At 65.0% G+C, this 18795-nt stretch carries 18 protein-coding genes; 15 read left to right on the forward strand and 3 right to left on the reverse strand.

Translation table 11 applies throughout. The features are described from left to right. Nucleotides 1-179: 179 nt before the first annotated feature. The 11 genes from DZK26_RS01110 to DZK26_RS01160 all read left to right on the forward strand — a co-directional run bounded on the left by DZK26_RS01110 (nt 180) and on the right by DZK26_RS01160 (nt 13435). Nucleotides 180-3008, forward strand: coding sequence for a FimV/HubP family polar landmark protein (locus DZK26_RS01110; RefSeq protein WP_116898052.1), 2829 nt, complete (start codon nt 180-182; stop codon nt 3006-3008). 13 nt (nt 3009-3021) lie between these two features. Continuing rightward, complete coding sequence (truA, locus tag DZK26_RS01115) at nt 3022-3813, forward strand: tRNA pseudouridine(38-40) synthase TruA (RefSeq protein WP_116898053.1); 792 nt, start codon at nt 3022-3024, stop codon at nt 3811-3813. Between the two features lie 19 nt (nt 3814-3832). Further along, nucleotides 3833-4438 (forward strand): phosphoribosylanthranilate isomerase, encoded by a 606-nt coding sequence (locus DZK26_RS01120; RefSeq protein ID WP_116898073.1) that lies wholly within the window; start codon nt 3833-3835, stop codon nt 4436-4438. Then, nucleotides 4431-5654: a tryptophan synthase subunit beta gene (gene trpB / locus DZK26_RS01125; protein ID WP_116898054.1), complete on the forward strand. Its 1224-nt coding sequence runs from the start codon at nt 4431-4433 to the stop codon at nt 5652-5654. Before DZK26_RS01120 ends, trpB begins: the two co-directional genes overlap by 8 nt. Continuing rightward, on the forward strand, nt 5651-6484 hold the full coding sequence (gene trpA, locus DZK26_RS01130) for a tryptophan synthase subunit alpha (protein ID WP_116898055.1): 834 nt from the start codon (nt 5651-5653) through the stop codon (nt 6482-6484). The genes trpB and trpA overlap by 4 nt, the downstream gene beginning before the upstream one ends. Nucleotide 6485: 1 nt before the next feature. Then, nucleotides 6486-7385 (forward strand): acetyl-CoA carboxylase, carboxyltransferase subunit beta, encoded by a 900-nt coding sequence (gene accD / locus DZK26_RS01135; protein ID WP_116898056.1) that lies wholly within the window; start codon nt 6486-6488, stop codon nt 7383-7385. A gap of 22 nt (nt 7386-7407) precedes the next feature. Beyond that, the gene (locus tag DZK26_RS01140) at nt 7408-8682 is read left to right on the forward strand and encodes a folylpolyglutamate synthase/dihydrofolate synthase family protein (protein ID WP_116898057.1); all 1275 of its coding nucleotides are present in this window, start codon (nt 7408-7410) and stop codon (nt 8680-8682) included. Between the two features lie 4 nt (nt 8683-8686). Further along, a complete protein-coding gene (locus DZK26_RS01145; RefSeq protein WP_116898058.1) occupies nt 8687-9685 on the forward strand; it encodes an SPOR domain-containing protein in 999 nt (332 codons plus the stop codon). Then, on the forward strand, nt 9682-10209 hold the full coding sequence (locus DZK26_RS01150; RefSeq protein WP_116898059.1) for a CvpA family protein: 528 nt from the start codon (nt 9682-9684) through the stop codon (nt 10207-10209). Before DZK26_RS01145 ends, DZK26_RS01150 begins: the two co-directional genes overlap by 4 nt. Before the next feature lies 1 nt (nt 10210). Then, the gene (purF, locus tag DZK26_RS01155; RefSeq protein ID WP_116898060.1) at nt 10211-11689 is read left to right on the forward strand and encodes an amidophosphoribosyltransferase; all 1479 of its coding nucleotides are present in this window, start codon (nt 10211-10213) and stop codon (nt 11687-11689) included. 333 nt (nt 11690-12022) lie between these two features. Then, on the forward strand, nt 12023-13435 hold the full coding sequence (locus DZK26_RS01160; RefSeq protein WP_116898061.1) for a deoxyribodipyrimidine photo-lyase: 1413 nt from the start codon (nt 12023-12025) through the stop codon (nt 13433-13435). Nucleotides 13436-13465: 30 nt separating this feature from the next. Here DZK26_RS01160 and DZK26_RS01165 read toward each other — a convergent pair whose 3' ends face one another. Next, nucleotides 13466-14431, reverse strand: coding sequence for a M15 family metallopeptidase (locus DZK26_RS01165; RefSeq protein ID WP_116898062.1), 966 nt, complete (start codon nt 14429-14431; stop codon nt 13466-13468). 144 nt (nt 14432-14575) lie between these two features. Between DZK26_RS01165 and DZK26_RS01170 the strand changes: the two genes are divergently transcribed. Then, nucleotides 14576-15115, forward strand: coding sequence for a hypothetical protein (locus tag DZK26_RS01170; protein WP_116898063.1), 540 nt, complete (start codon nt 14576-14578; stop codon nt 15113-15115). On the opposite strand, the gene epmA is transcribed toward DZK26_RS01170, so the two are convergent. Both epmA and DZK26_RS01180 read right to left on the reverse strand, forming a co-directional pair. After that, complete coding sequence (epmA, locus tag DZK26_RS01175; RefSeq protein ID WP_116898064.1) at nt 15072-16013, reverse strand: EF-P lysine aminoacylase EpmA; 942 nt, start codon at nt 16011-16013, stop codon at nt 15072-15074. The two genes, DZK26_RS01170 and epmA, sit on opposite strands and share 44 nt — an antisense overlap. Before the next feature lie 88 nt (nt 16014-16101). Further along, nucleotides 16102-17571 carry a M48 family metalloprotease gene (locus DZK26_RS01180; protein ID WP_181918370.1) on the reverse strand — a complete coding sequence of 490 codons (1470 nt, stop codon included), beginning with the start codon at nt 17569-17571 and terminating at the stop codon, nt 16102-16104. 88 nt (nt 17572-17659) lie between these two features. Between DZK26_RS01180 and DZK26_RS01185 the strand changes: the two genes are divergently transcribed. Genes DZK26_RS01185 through DZK26_RS01195 form a run of 3 tightly spaced genes read left to right on the forward strand, consistent with a single transcriptional unit; the run spans nt 17660 to nt 18649 of the window. Beyond that, nucleotides 17660-18010, forward strand: coding sequence for a hypothetical protein (locus DZK26_RS01185; RefSeq protein WP_116898066.1), 351 nt, complete (start codon nt 17660-17662; stop codon nt 18008-18010). After that, a complete protein-coding gene (locus tag DZK26_RS01190; RefSeq protein ID WP_116898067.1) occupies nt 18000-18308 on the forward strand; it encodes a hypothetical protein in 309 nt (102 codons plus the stop codon). Before DZK26_RS01185 ends, DZK26_RS01190 begins: the two co-directional genes overlap by 11 nt. Further along, on the forward strand, nt 18305-18649 hold the full coding sequence (locus DZK26_RS01195) for a TusE/DsrC/DsvC family sulfur relay protein (RefSeq protein WP_181918371.1): 345 nt from the start codon (nt 18305-18307) through the stop codon (nt 18647-18649). Before DZK26_RS01190 ends, DZK26_RS01195 begins: the two co-directional genes overlap by 4 nt. The last annotated feature ends 146 nt before the right edge of the window (nt 18650-18795 follow it).

Genomic DNA, 18795 nt, shown 5'->3' on the forward strand with positions numbered 1-18795 from the left:
CTGCGCGTGACGGTGGCCACCGTCACACAGCCGCTCGCTAAGCTCCTCGACGATTAATTCCAGTCAGCGATCCCTTGAAAGCGCCGCCCCCTGGCGGCGCTTTCGCATTATGTGAACACATTGGTATACTCGCTTGAATTGAAATAATTTTGATCAAGCACTAGAGGGACTCGGCGCTCATGGCCAACAATGCTGTTCGATGGATCGCACCCGTTCTGCTGGGTGCACTCATGTTGCTGTTTCCTGCCGATGGCTTGCGGGCGCTCGGGCTCGGGGAGGCCCGCGTCGATTCCTGGCTGGGCCAGCCGCTCGATATCTCCATTCGCCTGCTCGACGTCGAGTCCGAAGCGGTCGAATCGGTCAGCGTGGCGCCGGCGTCGCTCGAGGACTACGAACGCCTGGGCGTGCCGAGCGATTCGCTGGGACTGGGGCTCGAGGTAACGGTCGATCGCAGTACCGATCCGGCCACCGTCCGGGTCCGCTCGAAGCAGCCGGTCGACGATCCCGTCGTCCAGATTCTCATCGATGCGCGCTGGTCCAGCGGTCGCGTACTGCGTGAATACACCCTTTTCCTGGATCCGCCGGTCAGGGATTCCGCTGCACCGGTGCGCGATGTCAGTCAGCCGGCCGCCGAGTCCGCCTCCGAACCCGCGTCCGAAACGGAGCCGGCGCCCGCTGAGCGCCAGGAACGTGAGGCAGCCCAGCGGGCCGACGAGCCGGCGACGCAGCCGTCGTCCAGGCCCTCGCAGCCGGCGGACGATTCAGCCGCGACAGCGCCGCGCGCCGGCGACACCGTACGAGTTTCCCGGGGCGATACCTTGTGGCGTATCGCCCAGGATTGGCGCAGCGACCGCTCGCTGAGCATGGACCAGGTCATGCTGGCCATCTTCAATCGCAACCGGGGCGCTTTCCTCGGCGAGAACATCAACCGGCTGCGCAGCGATGCGCTGCTGGACATGCCGGGCACGGACGAGGTGCGGGCAGTGGACCGCGCCGAGGCCGAACAGCGTGTGCGCGAGCACATGCGGTCGTGGCAGCCGCAAGTGGCCGAGGATGTCCCCGTCGTATCGGATGCGGCCACGCCGGAAACACCGGAGCCACCTGCAGAGGCTGATCAGGAAGCTGTTGCCCAGGAAGAACAGGGAGCTGCCCAGGAAGAAGAAGCTGGCCCGGAAGACGGGGCGGCCGAGACAGCCGAGAGCGAAGAGGACTACCGGCTCGATGTCGTCCCGCCTGAAGACGACCAGTATTCGGAAACGTCGGCGGTATCCGAAAGCGAGGTTCAGCGTGTGAGCCAGCAGCTGGCCGAGGTTGAAGAGGAGATCGCCGCCAGCGGTGTCGAGAACGAGCGCTTCGAAGAGCATGTCGCCGAAGTGCGGGACGCCCTCGACCAGCGCGATATGGCCGGTGTGGCCGTGGCCGAGGAATCTCTGGCTGAACTCGAGGACCGACTGCGCGAAGCCCGTGAGACTCGGGCGGAACAGGACGAGCTTGCCCAGGCCGACGATGGTGGGGAATCCACGGACGGTGATGCGGGCGACGAGGTCACCGAGTACATGAGCGAACTTGAAGAAGAGTTCGGGGTGGAGGACGGCGAAGAAGCCGCTTCCGAAAGCGAGGAAATGGCAGCGGTGGATGAGGCCGGCACCGGGGAAGCAGGCGAATCCGATGGTGGCGATACCCGGACCGAAGACGAAAGCGAGGCGATGGCTGCCGCCGACGATTCGGCGGGTGATGAATCCGGCCAGGCGGAAGAAGCAGAGGATTCCATGCCGGTTACGCGCAGTTCCGATGGCACGTCCGGCTGGCTGTGGCCCGCCGTTGGCCTGCTGGTGCTGGTGATCGTCGTCGTGGCCGCCTTGTTGTGGCTGCGCCGTCGCCGCGAGGGGTCTGAAACGGGCGAGGTCGCTTCGACCGCCGGCGATGCCGTCGCATCGGCCCGCGCTTCGGTGGCCCGGAAGCCGGGTGACCTGGCCGCGCACCTGGCACTGCTGAAACTGCTGGCCGACCGGGGACGCGAGCAGGAATTCACCGACGCCTTCGACCAGATGTATCAGCATGTCGAAGACGAGTCCGCACCGGAATGGCAGGAGGCGCTGTCGCTGGCGTCGGCGCATGTTCCCGACCATCCGTTACTTACGCCGCATGAAGCGCCGGAAGAGGATGACTTCGACCGGCGGGCTGACGAAATGCTCGGCATGCTCGACATGGACGAATCCGATGCCGAATCCGAAGACGCTGCAGACACCCAACAGCGCGAGTTCGGCGATACCGGCGACGAGGCGTTCGATCTCGGCCTGGAGGAAGAAACGCGTGAACCGGCGCCTTCCGGGACCGAAGGCGACGCCGGTGAAGCCGACCAGGAAGAGACATTCGATGAAGACATGGACCTTGCCGTGCTATCCGACCGTCTCGACGATCAGAACAGTGATGCCGGGTCAGTCACCTCGGTCCCTCAGGACACGGGAGAGACCGATTTCGGCACGTTCGAGGAATCTGACGAGGAGGCCGCCTCGACCGAAGAAGCCGCAGACGAGCATTCCGAAGCCCCGGTCGATCTCGAGGATGAAAAGGCAACGGGCCCCGACCTGGACTTCACCCCGGCGCGTGAACAGGAAGCCGAGGAAGTTCTGGGCGAAGCCGGTGCGCGTGAAGACGAGGATCTCGATCTCGAGTTGAGCTCGGATGTCGAGGACTTCGATTCCACGGCCCCCGACGAAGGGCTCGATTTCGACCTCGGCGAATCCGATGAGACCGGGGCTGAGACATCCGAACCGGAGGAAGTGCCCGGCGCGGGTGAGTCGGCGGATTCGGCCGAGGAAGAATCAACGGAACAGGCAGGCGGCTCACTCAGCGACGAAGATGCCGACGTCAAGCTCGATCTCGCCCGCGCCTACATCTCGGTCGACCTGGCCGATTCGGCGCGGCCGGTTCTCGAGGAAGTGATCAGCGACGGCAGCGAATCCAAGCGCGAGGAAGCCAGAAAGCTGCTCGACGATCTCGATTAGGCCGGATGCCCGAATGCGACTGGCCGCCGGCATCGAGTACGACGGCAGCGGTTTCTACGGCTGGCAGCGACAGCGCCAGTCGCCGACCGTCCAGGCCTGCCTCGAATCAGCCCTGAGCCGGGTGGCCGACCATCCGGTGACCATCCATTGCGCCGGTCGCACCGACACCGGGGTGCATGCCCACTGCCAGGTGGCCCACTTCGACGCGCAGGCCGAGCGCCAGGAGCGCGCCTGGGTACTCGGCGCCAACACGCATTTGCATCCCGGTATTTCGGTACTGTGGGTGCGCCCGGTCGACGAGGCTTTCCACGCACGCTTTTCGGCCACGCGCCGGCGCTATCGTTACCGCATGCTCAATCGCTGGGTGCGTCCCGCTATCGATCGGGGGCGGGTCGCCTGGATTCGCCAGCCGCTTGACGCTGAACGCATGCACGAAGCCGCTCAGGCCCTGCTCGGCGAGCATGATTTCTCCAGTTTCCGGGCGGTGGGCTGCCAGGCCAGGTCGCCGGTACGCGAGATCCATCATGTGTCGGTGACTCGTCAAGGCAGTGAAGTCGTCATTGACATCGAGGCCAATGCCTTCGTCTACCATATGGTCAGAAATATCGCGGGAACCCTGATTCCGGTCGGCAAGGGCGAGCAGCCCGTATCCTGGCCGGGCGCGGTGTTGACCGCGGCCGATCGCACCGTGGCCGGGCCGACGGCACCGGCAGACGGGCTTTACTTCGTGGCGCCGACCTACCCGGATCACCCGCAGCTGCCGGTCGGGCGGGAAGTCGACTTTCCAGCGCGGGATGATCAATAGGCCATCGGGCATCAAGACCATGATTCGCATCAAGATTTGCGGCATCACCCGTATCGAGGACGCGCTGTCGGCGGCAACGGCCGGCGCCGATGCCATCGGCCTGGTCTTTGCCGAGAAGAGTCCGCGACTGGTCGACATCGAGCAGGCGGTTACCGTGTGCCGGGCGCTTCCGCCTTTCGTCAGCCGGGTCGGTCTGTTCATGGATGCGACGGCTGAAACGGTGGCAGAGACGCTCGAGCAGGTGCCGCTGGACTGGCTGCAGTTCCACGGACGCGAGGATCAGGACTTCTGCCGGCAGTTCGGCCGGCCGTGGATGAAAGCCCTGGCCATGGGCGGTGAGCGACCCGAGGACCCAACGGACTATGAACGGGCCGACGCCCTGTTGCTCGACGCGCACGCACCGGGAAAGGCCGGCGGCGGCGGCGAGGTTTTCGACTGGGCCCGGGTGCCGCGGCTTGATCGCCCCTGGGTGCTGGCCGGCGGCCTGAATCCCGTAAATGTAGCCGAGGCCTGCAGGCTTCTGCAGCCCGATGCGGTGGATGTTTCAAGCGGTGTGGAAGTCCGCCCCGGGGTGAAGAGTGATAAGCTGATTCATGACTTTATCAAGGCGGTGAAAGATGGCTGAAACAGCCGAAAAGACAGCGATTCCGACCCAGTTGCCCGACGCCGGCGGTCATTTCGGCGTATTCGGCGGACGCTTCGTCTCCGAGACCCTGATGGCCGCGCTCGAGGAACTGGAAGCCGCCTGGCGCAAGTACCTGGCCGACGACGCGTTCGTCGCGAGACTCGACTCCGACCTGGCGCACTTCGTCGGCCGTCCCTCGCCGCTTTATCTGGCCGAGAACCTGACCCGCAAGGTGGGCGGGGCGCAGATCGTGCTCAAGCGCGAAGATCTCAATCACACCGGCGCACACAAGATCAACAACACCGTCGGCCAGGCCCTGCTGGCCCAGGCCATGGGCAAGCAGCGCGTGATCGCCGAAACCGGCGCCGGCCAGCATGGCGTGGCCACGGCGACCGTGGCAGCCCGGCTGGGCATGAAGTGCGTGGTCTACATGGGATCCGAAGACGTCAGGCGCCAGTCGGTCAACGTTTTCCGCATGAAGCTGCTCGGTGCCGAAGTCATCAGCGTCGAGGCCGGCTCGAAAACCCTCAAGGACGCCCTCAACGAGGCCATGCGCGACTGGGTCACCAACGTCGACGACACTTTCTACGTGCTGGGTACGGTCGCCGGCCCGCATCCCTATCCGGCCATGGTGCGCGACTTCAATGCCGTCGTCGGGCGCGAGGCGCGCCAACAGGTACAGGAAGAATACGGTCGGCTGCCGAACGCCCTGGTCGCCTGCGTCGGCGGCGGCTCCAACGCCATCGGCCTGTTCCATCCCTTCATCGGGGATGACGAGGTGGCCATGTACGGAGTCGAGGCCGCCGGTCACGGACTGTCCGGCCATGAGCATGCCGCCAGCCTGTGCGCCGGACGCATCGGTGTTCTGCACGGCTCGCGCACCTACCTGCTCGACGACGACGCCGGGCAGATCATCGACACGCATTCGGTCTCCGCCGGACTCGATTATCCGGGCGTCGGTCCCGAGCACGCCTGGCTGAAGGATTCCGGGCGGGCGGCGTATGTCGGCATCGACGACGAGGAGGCGCTGGCCGCCTTTCATGAGCTGACCCGCTCGGAGGGCATCATGCCGGCACTGGAGTCCGCCCATGCCGTCGCCTACGGCATGAAGCTCGCGGCCGGACGCAGCAAGGACGAAATCGTCCTGGTCAATCTCTCCGGCCGGGGTGACAAGGACATCAACACCGTGGCAGAACTGGAAGGAATGACGCTTTGAACCGTATCGACGCGCGATTCGGAGACCTCAGGCGGCGTGGCCGCTGCGCCCTGATTCCCTACGTGACAGCCGGCTACCCCGGCCCGGATGCGACCGTCCCGGTGATGCACGCCGCCGTCGAGGCAGGCGCCGACCTGCTCGAGGTCGGCATGCCGTTTTCCGATGTCATGGCCGACGGCCCGGTCATCCAGGAGGCCTGCGCTAGGGCGCTCGAGCAGGGCACCGGACTGCAGGAAGTGCTGGCGATGGTCGCCGAATTTCGCCGCAGCGACGCCGCCACACCGGTCGTCCTGATGGGCTATGCCAACCCGATCGAGCGTCGCGGCGTGGCGCGCTTCTGCGAGGAAGCCGCTGCCGCCGGTGTCGACGGCCTGCTGATCGTCGACGTGCCGGCCGACGAAGCCGCGGAAATGCGTGCCGAGCTGGCCCGTCACGATCTGCACCAGATTTTCCTGGTCGCACCGACCACCACCGATGCGCGCTTGAAGCGGGCGGCCGCACTGGCCGGCGGATTCCTCTATTACGTCTCGATCAAGGGCGTGACCGGAGCGTCTACCCTCGACACCGCCTCTCTGGCGCCGGCGGTTGAACGAATTCGCAACGCCGCCGGTGTACCCATTGCCGTCGGCTTCGGCATCAGGACGCCGGAACACGCGGCGACCGCGGCCGAGAGCGCCGATGCCGTGGTCATTGGATCGGCCCTGGTCGAGCGCCTGGGCAAGACGGACTCTCCCGCGGCTGCCGTGGATGCGGCGCGTGAATACCTTGCTCCCGTTCGCGAGGCCATGGACAATAACGCCTCTTCCAAACGCGACGCGGTGAGCGCCTGAAATGAGCTGGTTCCAGAAATTGATGCCCGGTCGGATCCGTACCGAAGGTTCAAAGAGTCGCAAGGTGCCCGACGGGCTCTGGACAAAGTGCAAGGCCTGCGAAGCAGTGCTGTATCGGCCCGAGCTGGAACGCAATATCAACGTCTGCCCGAAGTGCGACCACCACATGGCCCTGTCCGGTCGGGCGCGCCTGGATGCTTTCCTTGACGAGGGCGAGCACATCGAAATCGGCGCGGATCTGGCGCCGGTGGACATACTGAAATTCAAGGACACCAAGAAGTATCGCGACCGTCTGGCGGCCAGCCAGAAGGCCACCGGTGAGAAGGACGCGCTCGTGGCCTTGCGCGGCAAACTGCTGGAACTGGAGCTGGTGGCCTGCGCATTCGACTTCCGCTTCATGGGTGGCTCGATGGGTTCGGTCGTCGGCGAACGCTTCGCCCTGGCCGCGCAGGATTGCCTGGAGCGTGAATTGCCGCTGGTCTGTTTCGCCGCCTCCGGCGGCGCCCGCATGCAGGAGGGCCTGTTCTCGCTGATGCAGATGGCCAAGACCTCGGCAGCGCTGGCGCGCATGGCCGAAGAAGGCCTGCCCTATATCGTGGTGCTGACCCATCCGACCACCGGTGGTGTGTCGGCCAGCCTGGGCATGCTCGGCGACATCAATCTCGCCGAACCCAACGCCCTGATCGGTTTTGCCGGCCCCCGCGTGATCGAACAGACCGTGCGCGAGAAGTTGCCGGAGGGTTTCCAACGCTCGGAGTTCCTGCTCGACAAGGGCGCCATCGACCAGATCGTCGATCGACGCGAGCTGCGCCAGCGCATTCACGGCCTGCTGACCATGCTGATGGCACCGCGTCGGGACGAAGAGACTCGCGAAGGCGAACTGGTCGACGAGGATCGGTAACCGACAGCCCCGCCGGCCTGACTTGAACACGTCTTCCAACCCGAACCTGACAGACTGGCTCGACCGGCTTGAGCGGCGCGCACCGGCCTCGCGGATCGAGCTGGGACTCGAGCGCGTGCAAGCGGTCTGGCGGCGTATGGATGCCGAACTGTCGATGCCGGTGATCACTGTGGCGGGCACCAACGGCAAGGGCTCGGTGGTGGCCATGCTCGAATCCATGCTGATCGCCGGCGGTTACCGCCCGATGGCCTACACCTCGCCGCATATCCTGCGGTTCGCCGAGCGCATGCGCATTGCCGGTCGGGAAGCCGAAGAGACGGACATCGTCGATGCGCTGGAGCATGTCGAACGGGCGCGAGCCGACATCGCCCTGACGTATTTCGAACAGACCACCCTGGCCGCGTTCCGGCTGGCCGCGCGGGCCGGCGTCGACGCTATCGTACTGGAGGTCGGCCTGGGTGGCCGGCTCGACGCCGTCAACGTGGTCGATGCCGACGTGGTCGTCATTACGTCCATTGATATCGACCATGCCGAATTTCTCGGCGACACGCGTGAGCGAATCGCGTGCGAGAAGGCGGGCGTGGCCCGCGCTGGCCGCCCCGTGATCGTCGGTGAGCCCGATCCACCTGCCAGTCTCAATGAGGCGCTCGAATCGATCGGTGCGTGCGTGATTCGCGCCGGCGAATGCCTGGGTCCTGCGGGTGCAGTGGATGCCTTGCGAATCGTTCACGGTGATTTCAGTCTCGAGCTGCCCCGGCCGCCCCTGCTCGGGGATTGGCAACGTGGCAACGCGGCCTGCGCGGTGATTGCCTTGATCGAGCTGGCCGACCGTTTGCCGGTCACCGAGGCGCAGATGGCCGCCGGGTTGCGCGACGTCCGGTTGCCGGGACGCTTTCAGATCGTCAGGCGCAATCCCGAGGTGATCCTGGACGTGGCCCACAACCCGGCCGCGGCCGCCGCGCTGGCTTCCGCCCTGGGTCGGGCACAGACAAACAGCATCGCGGTCTTCAGCGCGCTGGCCGGCAAGGATGTTGCCGGCATTGGCCGAGCGCTGGACGCCTGTTTCACGCGCTGGCTGGTGGCACCGCTGGACGGCGACCGGGCACAACCGGCCGGGGACATTGCGGCCGAACTCGAAGATGCGCCTGTTTCCGGTACCGTGGAAACGGTAGAATCCGTACCTGCCGCGCTGCAACAAGCGCTGGCCGATAGCGGACCCGCCGATCGCGTGGTGGTGTTCGGCTCGTTCCTGACCGTGGCCGAGGCCTGGATCGAACTCTCACCGAAGGCGCACTGAACGTATGGACAAGGTTCTCAAGCAGCGGCTGGTTGGCGCCAGCATCCTGATTGCCCTGGCGGTGATCTTCCTCCCCATGCTGTTCGACAACGGCGATGGCGCCGACGTCGAAGAGCGTGAACTGGCCCTGGACCTGCCCGAGCGCGATGCCGGTGATCGCCGGGTGCGGCGGCTGGCACTGGATCCCGACCAGGCGCGGCAGCCGCCGGGCGAAAGCGAGGCCGAACCGCCGCCGTCCGAGCCCCGGACCGAGACGCCGCGTCCGGTCGAGGAGGCGTCCCGGCCTGAACCCGTTGAACGGGAGCAGGGCGCAACGGGCGACGACGAGTCCCCGGAGCCGGAAGCGCCCCGGCCGGCCGAGTCGGAAGAAGTCGAAGAAGTCGAGCCGCTGCCGGAGCCCGAGGCGCAATCCGCTGAAGGAGATGACGGGCAGCAAACGACGCCGGCCGAGACCGAGCCGGTGCGTGAAGAACCGGACGAGTCCGAAACGGTGCCATCCTCTTCGACCGACGGGGGTTGGGCCGTTCAGGTGGCCGTTTTCAGTAATCGCGAGACGGCCAATTCGATCCGCCAGCGCCTGGAGGATCTCGGGCACCGAGCCTTCATGGACGTACTCATCCGGGACCAGGCCGAGCTGTTCCGGCTACGAACCGGACCCTACCAGGACGAAGCAACGGCCGAACAGGCGCGCGGCCAGATTGCCGCCACCGTGGCAGGCGTCGATCCGGTCACGCGTGAATTGTCGAACGAAGCCGCGGCCGCCGATCGGCAGGGTCTGTCGGTCCAGGTCGGTTCCTTTGCCAGCCGCAACAATGCCGAGCGGCTGGTCGGGCAGTTGAGCGATGCGGGCTTCGACGCGTTCATGTTCGGCGAGGATTCCGGGGGGCGAACCATCTGGCGGGTGCGGGTCGGAACCCATGACGAGCGCGCCGACGCCGAGCGCCTGCTCGAGAAATTGCGCGAAGAACAGGGCCTTGAAGGAATCGTGGTTTCCCATCCATGAACTGGGCGGATTACGCCATTATCGGCATTATCCTGCTGTCGATGGTGGTCAGCCTGTTTCGCGGTTTCATGCGGGAGGTGTTCTCCCTGCTGGTGTGGATCGCGGCGGTGTACGCGGCGCTGCAGGCGGCCGGCCCGCTGGCGGTGCAACTCGAAGGCGTGATCGAGGTCCCCTCGGTACGCGTGATCATCGCCTTCGTCGGTATATTCCTGGTCGTGTTGGCCATCGGCGGATTGATCAACTACCTGCTGGGAAAACTCGTCGACAGCACCGGACTGAGCGGGACCGATCGCATGTTCGGCGCCCTGTTCGGCGCGCTTCGTGGCCTCGCCATCGTGCTGGTGGCGGTGATCATCGCCGGATTCACGCCGTTCGTGGCCGACCCCTGGTGGCAGCAATCGACGCTGTTGCCCGAGATGGAGCGAATGGCGACCTGGCTGGTCGGTTTCTTCCCCGAGTCCATCCAGGAATATCTGCCCGACAAAGTCGTTACCGAACAAGTCACTACGGAGGCTGACGCCTGACATGTGCGGAATCATCGGAATCGTGGGTCGCTCACCGGTAGCGGCCCGGCTTTATGACGCCATGACCATCCTGCAGCACCGCGGCCAGGACGCGGCCGGCATGACCACCCTTGACAATGGGCGGATGCGCTCGGCCCGTGGGCTGGGCCTGGTGCGCGACGTCTTCTCCGAGGAGGCCGTCTCCGGGCTGAACGGTGAAGTCGGCATCGGCCATGTGCGCTATCCCACCGCCGGCTGCGACCGTCCCGACGAGGCCCAGCCGATGTACGTCAACTCGCCCTGCGGCATCTCCCTGGGCCACAACGGCAATCTCATCAATAGCGACCGGCTCAGCGAGGAGCTGTTTTCCGAGGACCGCCGGCACATCAATACCGAGTCGGATTCGGAAGTGCTGCTCAACGTCTTCGCTCACGAATTGGCCGACTATGCGCGCAACGGGCTCGAGCCCGCCGATATCTTTGCCGCCGTCGACGGCGTCTACCGGCGCTGCAGGGGTGGTTACGCGGCGGTAGCGCTGATTGCCGGCGTCGGCCTGGTGGCCTTTCGCGACCCCAACGGCATTCGCCCGGCCGTGGTCGGTCGGCGCGAGTCGCCGGAAGGGCCGGAGTACATCGTCGCTTCCGAGTCGGTGGTCCTCGATATCCTCGGCTTCGATTTCGTCTCCGACATCGCACCCGGTGAATGCGTGTTCGTGACCCTCGAGGGTGAACTGCACCGGCGCGTGAGTGAGTATGCCGAGTCGTATACACCGTGCATGTTCGAGTACGTCTACTTCGCGCGTCCGGATTCGATGATCGACGATCTCTCGGTCTACAAGGCCAGGCTGCGCATGGGCGAGGCGCTGGCCGAGCGTATTCTCCGGGAGTGGCCCGATCACGACATCGATGTCGTCATTCCCGTGCCCGACACCAGCCGCACGGCCTGCCTGCCGCTGGCGCACCAGCTCGACGTGAAGTATCGCGAGGGGCTGATGAAGAACCGCTACATCGGCCGGACGTTCATCATGCCCGGCCAGGAGGAGCGCGTGCGTTCGGTGCGGCGCAAGCTCAATACCATCTCCCTGGAGTTTCGCAACAAGAACGTGTTGCTGGTCGACGACTCGATCGTGCGCGGCACGACCTCCAAGCAGATCATCCAGATGGCCCGCGAGGCTGGCGCGAAGAAGGTCTACCTGGCCTCTGCATCGCCGCCCGTGCGTTATCCCAACGTCTATGGCATCGACATGCCCGCGGCCAGCGAACTGGTGGCATCCGGTCGCACGGAAGAGCAGATCCGCGAGGTCATCGGCGCCGACCGGCTGATCTACCAGGACCTGGACGCGCTGGAAAAAGCGGTGCGGGGCAAGAACCAGCGGCTCACCGGTTTCGACAGTTCCTGTTTCAGCGGTGAATACGTCACGGGCCTCGACGACGGTTACCTTGAGGAACTGGAAGCGCGGCGATCGGATGCTGCGCGGCTACAGCGGCGTTCTGCCGGCTGAACAGTTTAGAGTCCCCGATAGGGTATCCGTATATTCCTCGCCTTCAGGCAATGGATCGCTCTTGTAATTTTCAAATTTCAAGCACCAATACACAAACAAGGACCAGTGTTTCAATCATCGAATGATCAAAAACATGGCCCGAAGCATTCGAAGCGCCCCGGTTCGTTTCGGTGATTAGAAATTTCGATCATTGAGATTTGTTTGAAAATTGGTGCTTGGTACTTGGATTTTGAACGCTTGGAGCAATCGGTCGCCTGGCCGATCGATCCGGCTTCAGCCGGTAGTCGTGGACTGCTGATGGGATCCTGATCCATCGGGTGCGACAATCCGGTCATGTCTGATACCGCCATTGTCTGGTTTCGCCGGGATCTTCGCCTGGCCGACAATCCCGCACTCGACCATGCGCGCCGGGAACATGCGCGGGTCGTTCCCCTGTTCGTGTTCGACCCCGGGGGCGAAGCCCCGTGGTCGCCCGGCGCCGCGAGTCGCTGGTGGCTGCACCGATCACTGGCCGAACTCGACGAGCGGCTGCGCGATCGGGGCAGCCGGCTGATACTGGCCAGCGGCGATCCGTTGGCGGCGATCGATCGGGTTCGCCGGGTGACCGGCGCCGGGGCGGTGTACTGGAACCGTTGCTACGAACCCGGCCCGGTCGAGCGCGATCGGGGTATCAAGCGGCGGCTCGGCCGTGACGGCGTAACGACCCGCAGTTTCAAAGGATCCCTGCTGGTCGAGCCCTGGGACGGGGTCAAGGCCGACGGGGAGCCATACCGGGTCTTCACGCCTTTCTGGAAGCAGGTACAGAAACGCTGGCTGCCGCCCGGCTATCACGCCGAACCCCGTGAGCTTGCTGCGCCGCGCCGCTGGCCGGCCAGCCTGGCGCTGGGCGAACTCGGTTTGCTGCCCGACCACGACTGGCCGCAGAAATTTGGCACTTGCTGGTCGCCCGGAGAACTCGGCGCACGGCGTCGCCTGGAAGCATTCACCGATCAGGCGCTCGACTACCATGCGCTGCGTGACCGACCCGACCGAAGCGGGACCTCGCGCCTGTCGCCGCATCTGCATTACGGCGAGATATCCCCCGGACAGATCGTGCGCGCCCTCGAGCCGTCCGGTGAATTGCCGCGGGGAAAGGGCCGCATGGTGTTCACCAGTGAACTGGCCTGGCGGGAATTCTCACATCACTTGTTATGGCACTTCCCGCACATGCCGGAGCGATCCCTCAAGCCGGCGTTTCGGGCCTTCCCCTGGCGCGATCGGCGCGACTACGCCGACGATCTGGCCGCATGGCAGCGCGGGCGGACCGGCATTCCCATGGTCGACGCCGGCATGCGTGAGTTGTGGGAGACGGGGTGGATGCACAACCGGGTGCGCATGCTCGTCGCCTCCTTCCTGACCAAGAACCTGCTCATTCCCTGGCAGGATGGTGCGCGGTGGTTCTGGGAGACCCTGGTCGATGCCGACCTGGCCAACAATTCGCAGGGCTGGCAATGGACCGCCGGCAGCGGCGCCGATGCCGCACCCTATTTCCGGGTTTTCAATCCAGTTCTGCAGGGCGAAAAGTTCGACCCGAGTGGCGATTACGTCCGGCGCTGGTGCCCGGAACTCGGCACAGGGGAGGGCAAACAGATCCACCAACCTCTGGGCGCCACGGAGGCGAAATCACTCGGCTACCCGAAACCCATCGTCGATCTGAAAGCCACCCGCCGCCGCGCCCTGGACGCCTGGCAGTCCATCCGCACCTAGAGTTGTCAGAAAATCTTCGCGAAGATTTTCCTAGCGGGTGAAGTACCAGTGCCAGGGCTCCCACGCCATGTTGTGCCGGTTGTGGCGCGGGTAGGATTCCCGAAAGCCGAATACCCGGGCGTTACCCAGCAGCCATTCGTATGCCTGGGTCTGTGAGAACTCCTCCTGGAGGGGCTTCACGCCGCGCGTGGTGACGTCGATGGCTCGACCACTGTGGTGCTCACTGAAGCCCGGCGGTGCGGAGACCGCCAGGATTTCCTTCATCGAGTGGCCCTGGTCGAGTTTGCGGCGGAACAGGTTGGCCTGGTAGGCCACGGCGCGATAGCCGGAGACGAGCTGGAGCTCGATGGCGGCGGTAGTCATGGCCGCATCGCGCATGCGCTTGAAGGCATCGGCGGCGTCTGGAATCAGGCGCTGCTCGCGCTGGAAGATGTCGCTGCCGGCGAACGTCAGATCGCTGGCCTGTGAGACCAGGGGCATACGGTGCGCCACGCCGTAGTCTTCGGGAACGCCGAGTTCATCGCACAGACGCAGGATTTCGAGGGTGTCCTCGTCGGCCAGCTCGAGCAGGTCACGGGAGATGAGGATGTTGTTCTCGTCATCCGGATCGGGCCGCGACTCGTAGCCGAGCGAGCGCATGAATCCGGTCACCCGCTTGCGGGCCACACCGTGCAACTTGCGAATGCCGAACCTCAGTGCGCGCCGTTCGAGCTCGTTGAACAGGCGTCGCGGGGTGTCGGGCGTGGCCACCTCGGGGTCAAGGTAGCAGGCCAGAATCCGGCGGTGATCCAGATCGAGGGCGCCCAGACCGGCCAGGCGGGTGCCGTGGGTCGCCACGATCAGGGCATTGTCCGGAATCAAGTCGGCCAGGTGCGATTCGACACTGTCGGCGCGACGAACCTGCGACATCATGTCGGGCAGTCGCGACTTGACCAGTTTGGCGAGGGTGGCTACCTCCGAACTGCGGGCGGGTCGAACCCTTATTCCGTTCTCCATGTTTGCTCCGGCTAGTTTTCAGTCCCCGAAGCTCCTGACTTGAGTCCCCCGCGGAGCCGGGCAAAAGGCTTTTTCTGATTGACTGTTCGACTCACTCTACATGCTATATTCTCACACATTATGATGCCACGGCTGCCTTCTGTTGTGCTGCGCCGATTGGCGGGTGGTGGCGTTCTGCTGCTCTTGAGTGCTTTGTGCCTGGCCGTGCCGGTACGCCACGTGCTCGTTCCGTTGTGGCCGAGCCCGGTCGACGAGATTCTGACATCCGCCGGTTCGGGTTCGGTCGAACGTCGTGTTGTCCCGGCCCGTTCGGCCGACGCCAAAAATGCGCCGGTCGTTGCGCGCAGCCGACCGATTTCCCTGTGGCGCCTGGAAACCGAAGCGGGCAACGTGTCGCACGCGTGGCTGGTGGGTGTCCGCGACACCGAAGGTCGGCTATTGCCGGCGCTGCCCGAGTGGTTCGAGACTCAAAGGCTGGATAGTCCGCTGCCCGAAGCCGTGCGCCTCGTCCTGCGCACGCCGGGCAGGGAGACTAGGGAAGTCGATGGCGCGACGATCCGGCGAATGTATCGTCCCAACGGCCTGGCCCTCCCGGAGCGCTTCGCGCTGTGGCGCGACCGGCTGATCGAGCGTTGGCGGGTCATCTCACCGAGTCGTGCGCGAATGACACCGCCTGCGCGATAGACGGCGCACCCAGCGCTGCCATCAGCAGGCGATCGAAGCCCAGCGCCACGCCTGAGCAATCGGGCAGGCCTGATTCCAGCGCATCGAGCAGACGTTCGTCGATCGGCATCTTCGACCGCTGGTTGACCGCCCGGGCGCGGTTGTCGCGTTCGAAGCGCATTCGCTGCTCCGCGGCATCGCCGAGTTCGTGATAGCCGTTGGCGAGTTCGTGCGAGCCCAGGAAAACCTCGAAGCGTTCGGCTACGCGCGGATCCTTTTCACTGATTCGGGCCAGCGCGGCCTGGCTGGCCGGATAGTCGTGGACAACCGTGATCATGCCGTCCTCGAAGCCGGGCTGGATGCGGGTCGCGAACAGCCAGTCCAGCAGGGCATCGCGATCAAGTCCGCCGGGGGCGTCGTCGGCGAGACGTTCGAGTTCCCGGGTGTCGGCCGACAGGGCGTCGATATCGAGCGTTTCGAGAAAACAGTCGTTCCAGCCCAGCCAGCGCACGGGTCGATGGCCGGCATCTGTTGCCAGCACGTCGTGAATCAGTTCGACCACTTCTTCGGCCAGCTGGCGCCAGGTCCAGCCGACCCGGTACCATTCCAGCAGGGTGAATTCAGGCTGATGGTGGCGTCCCGCCTCGCCGCGGCGGAATACCGGGCCGAGTTCATACAAATCACCGACGCCGGCGGCCAGCAGGCGTTTGTGGAAGTATTCAGGGGAGGTGCGCAGCCAGCCCGCGGGCGAGTCGGTCGCGATGCTCTCGATGTGCACGTCCGTCACGCCCGATTCGGTCAATAGCGGCGTCTGGACTTCAATCACACCCCGCCGGGCGAAGAATGCCCGGACACGTTCGAGCAGTTCTGCCCGTTGCCGGAGCGCCTGGACGGAGGCCGTCGGACGCCATTGGCTCATCCGGCCTTTCCGGCGTCCCGGGCCGAAAAGCCGACTGTCCCCGATTTCCGGCTGCTCGATCTTGCCGCAAGGGCAATTCGCTCTCGGATCATGGTTCGAGTTCGCTCTGGCGCGAAGTCAGACGCAGTCGTTCGGCACGCAGCTGGTTGAGACGTGCGGTGACGCGCGAGCGCTGGTAGTAGTTCAGGTCATCGCGGTCGTTGACGCGTTCGAGCTGTACGATGGCTTCCTGGATGCCGCCGCGCATGTAGTAACTTTCAGCCAGGGCCTCGGCGGCACGCACCTCGTTGCCGGCGCGATCGGATGCACGGGCGTAGAGTTCCATCATTTGCACGTCGTCGGGATATTGGCGCAGGTAGCTGCGCAGGATTTCGGATGCGCGCACGGCCCGCTGTACGTCGCGCTCATGCATGAGCGTGCGGGCGTACTGGGTGGTGACCAGGCGGTTGCCCGGGTACTGCAGATACAGCCCTTCCAGAATATTCAGGCTTCGGTCGACCCGGTCCTCGGCGATGAGCAGTTCGGCCTGGAGCAATTGAAAGAGCTGCCTGTCGGGATCGGCATCGAGCAGCAATTCGACCTGCTCACGGGCTGCCTCGAGCCGGCGGTCGCCCAGCAGGGTCATGGCAAGCCCGTAACGCATGGCCGCTTCCGGTCGATCGGATTCACGTTCGATCCGGGCGCGGAACCAGTCCTCGGCATCGGCGGCGTCGGTGATCATCGCCCTTAGACGGGCCTGGACGAAGTGGAAATCCGTCAGATCGCGCGTATCGCGTGCCTCCAGCTGCTCCGCACGGGTGCGCGCTTCGGCAATACGGTTGACGGTCAAGGGGTGGGTACGGAGATATTCCGGCGGACCTTCGCCCATGGCGCGTGAGATGCGATTGAGCCGCTCGAAGAAGCGTGTCATGCCCTGCGGCTCATAACCTCCCCGGGCGAGCAGGGCGATACCGATACGATCGGCCTCGGCTTCGGCCTGTCGCGTGTGGTTGATCTGGAACTGCTGGGCCAGGCTCATGCCGCCCATCATGATGGCCTGTGCGGCATCGCCATCGGCGCCTGCCGCACCCGCTGCGATCGCCAGTCCCAGGGTCGCGAGCATGGTCGGCAGGGAAACCTGCTGGTTGTTCTCCAGGCCGCGGGCCAGGTGATCCTGCGTGACGTGGGCGATTTCGTGCGCGACCACGCCGGCAACCTCGCTGGCATCGTGAGCGGTGAGGATGAGGCCGGAATGCAGCGCAATGACGCCGGCGGGGGCGGCAAAGGCATTGATGCTGGATTCGTTCAGAATGAAGAAGTGAAAGGGCTCGCCTGCATTTTCCGAATACGACACCAGCCGGAAACCCATGTCGCTGAAGTAGTCCCGTATGAGCGGGTCTTCGACCAGCAACTCGTTGGCGCGCATGTATTGTTCGAACTCACGCGGAAAGCTTTCGGCTTCTTTCGGCGAGAGCACGTCGGTGCTGGTTCCACCCAGATCGGGCAGGCGCACGGTATCGACAGCGCTGGCTGTCGCCGCGGTCGCTACAATGAGCAGGGTCAGAAGCGTCTTCATCATGAATTGCGTCACGATCATTAAGACCGGCAAATGGCGTCGTGGGTTCACCGGGCGCCGCGCATTCACCAGGTAGTGACAGGACAGGCCCGTGGGCGAAACGCTACATTATCACCGAATCCTGCTGGTTCGCGCCCGGCCGGGCAGCGATGCCAGCCTTCGGGGGCAGCGTCGAGTCGAGGCGTGGCGCAACGAGAAGGCCCGTATGCTCGTGTTTTTCCACGGCGAAGGGGTCGAGCATGCCGACGGTGAGCCCTCGACGGCCTGGCGGCGCCTGGCCGGCTGGCACGGGGTGAGCCTGGCGGTGTGCAGCGGTTCCTGGATACGCCGGCACGACCAGCCGCCCCCGGAGCCGTTCGTACTCTCCAGCCTGGTGGAATTCTGGAATGTCGCGATCGATGCACGGGAGGTCGCGTGTTTCGGGGTTGCCGATGACGGTTGAACCGTGGGTGATCGTGGTCGGCATGGAGCCCGCCGAGCCTGGCAGTCGGGAGATGCTCGAACTGGTCCTGGCCGGTGCGACCCTTGAACTGGCGCTGGTTGTGGTCTTCGAAGGCCCCGGCTGCGGTCATCTCGAGCCCGACGTTTTCGCGCCCTGGCGACAGTTGATCGATTTCGACCTCGCCGAGCTTCGTGCCCGGCAGCCTCGGTCGGCCTTGATCCCTTCCGGCGTGACCGCCATTGAAGCGGATGAGTTCAAGCAATTGTGCCGGGACGCGGCCGGGGTGTTGAGACTGTGAGCGATGAATCCAGCCAGCTCTACGTGGCCGGAGAGCCGATCAGCCTCGACGCGGAAGGGTTTCTCGTCGATCGCGAACATTGGTTTCCGGAAGTGGCCGAGGCCCTGGCTGACCGCGATGGCGTGCAGCTCGGTGAAGATCACTGGTGGCTGATCGAGTTCGTGCGTGACCACCACGCTCGCTACGGCAATCCGCCCCTGATGCGCGTTGTCGTTGCCGAGTATCGCAAGCGCCGTCCCGACAGCCGCGGCAGCCGCGATCTTTACCGCCTGTTTCCGGACGGCCCGGTGCGTGAGGCCTGCCGCTATGGCGGACTGCCCAAGCCCGACTGGTGTATCTAAGGAGCCACTAAACAACTCTGCGCGGGCGCAAAGGCGCCAGCCCTCCGGGTTTCGCCGGCAATGCCGCATCTCGCGCGTTGCGTCCCTCGGCCGTAGCTACGGCTACTGTCACTCGGGTCGCACCACACGATCTGCGGCATTTCCGA

The sequence above is a fragment of the Wenzhouxiangella sp. 15190 genome, assembly GCF_003417465.1.
In the GTDB taxonomy this organism is placed as follows: Bacteria; Pseudomonadota; Gammaproteobacteria; order Xanthomonadales; family Wenzhouxiangellaceae; genus Wenzhouxiangella.

Bases quoted from the DNA above. Each gene is read 5' to 3' on its own strand.
- DZK26_RS01110 (WP_116898052.1), top strand. From the start codon at position 180: ATGGCCAACAATGCTGTTCGATGGATCGCACCCGTTCTGCTGGGTGCA.
- truA (WP_116898053.1), top strand. From the start codon at position 3,022: ATGCGACTGGCCGCCGGCATCGAGTACGACGGCAGCGGTTTCTACGGC.
- DZK26_RS01120 (WP_116898073.1), top strand. From the start codon at position 3,833: ATGATTCGCATCAAGATTTGCGGCATCACCCGTATCGAGGACGCGCTG.
- trpB (WP_116898054.1), top strand. From the start codon at position 4,431: ATGGCTGAAACAGCCGAAAAGACAGCGATTCCGACCCAGTTGCCCGAC.
- accD (WP_116898056.1), top strand. From the start codon at position 6,486: ATGAGCTGGTTCCAGAAATTGATGCCCGGTCGGATCCGTACCGAAGGT.
- DZK26_RS01145 (WP_116898058.1), top strand. From the start codon at position 8,687: ATGGACAAGGTTCTCAAGCAGCGGCTGGTTGGCGCCAGCATCCTGATT.
- DZK26_RS01150 (WP_116898059.1), top strand. From the start codon at position 9,682: ATGAACTGGGCGGATTACGCCATTATCGGCATTATCCTGCTGTCGATG.
- purF (WP_116898060.1), top strand. From the start codon at position 10,211: ATGTGCGGAATCATCGGAATCGTGGGTCGCTCACCGGTAGCGGCCCGG.
- DZK26_RS01160 (WP_116898061.1), top strand. From the start codon at position 12,023: ATGTCTGATACCGCCATTGTCTGGTTTCGCCGGGATCTTCGCCTGGCC.
- DZK26_RS01165 (WP_116898062.1), bottom strand. From the start codon at position 14,431: ATGGAGAACGGAATAAGGGTTCGACCCGCCCGCAGTTCGGAGGTAGCC.
- epmA (WP_116898064.1), bottom strand. From the start codon at position 16,013: ATGAGCCAATGGCGTCCGACGGCCTCCGTCCAGGCGCTCCGGCAACGG.
- DZK26_RS01180 (WP_181918370.1), bottom strand. From the start codon at position 17,571: ATGATGAAGACGCTTCTGACCCTGCTCATTGTAGCGACCGCGGCGACA.
- DZK26_RS01190 (WP_116898067.1), top strand. From the start codon at position 18,000: ATGACGGTTGAACCGTGGGTGATCGTGGTCGGCATGGAGCCCGCCGAG.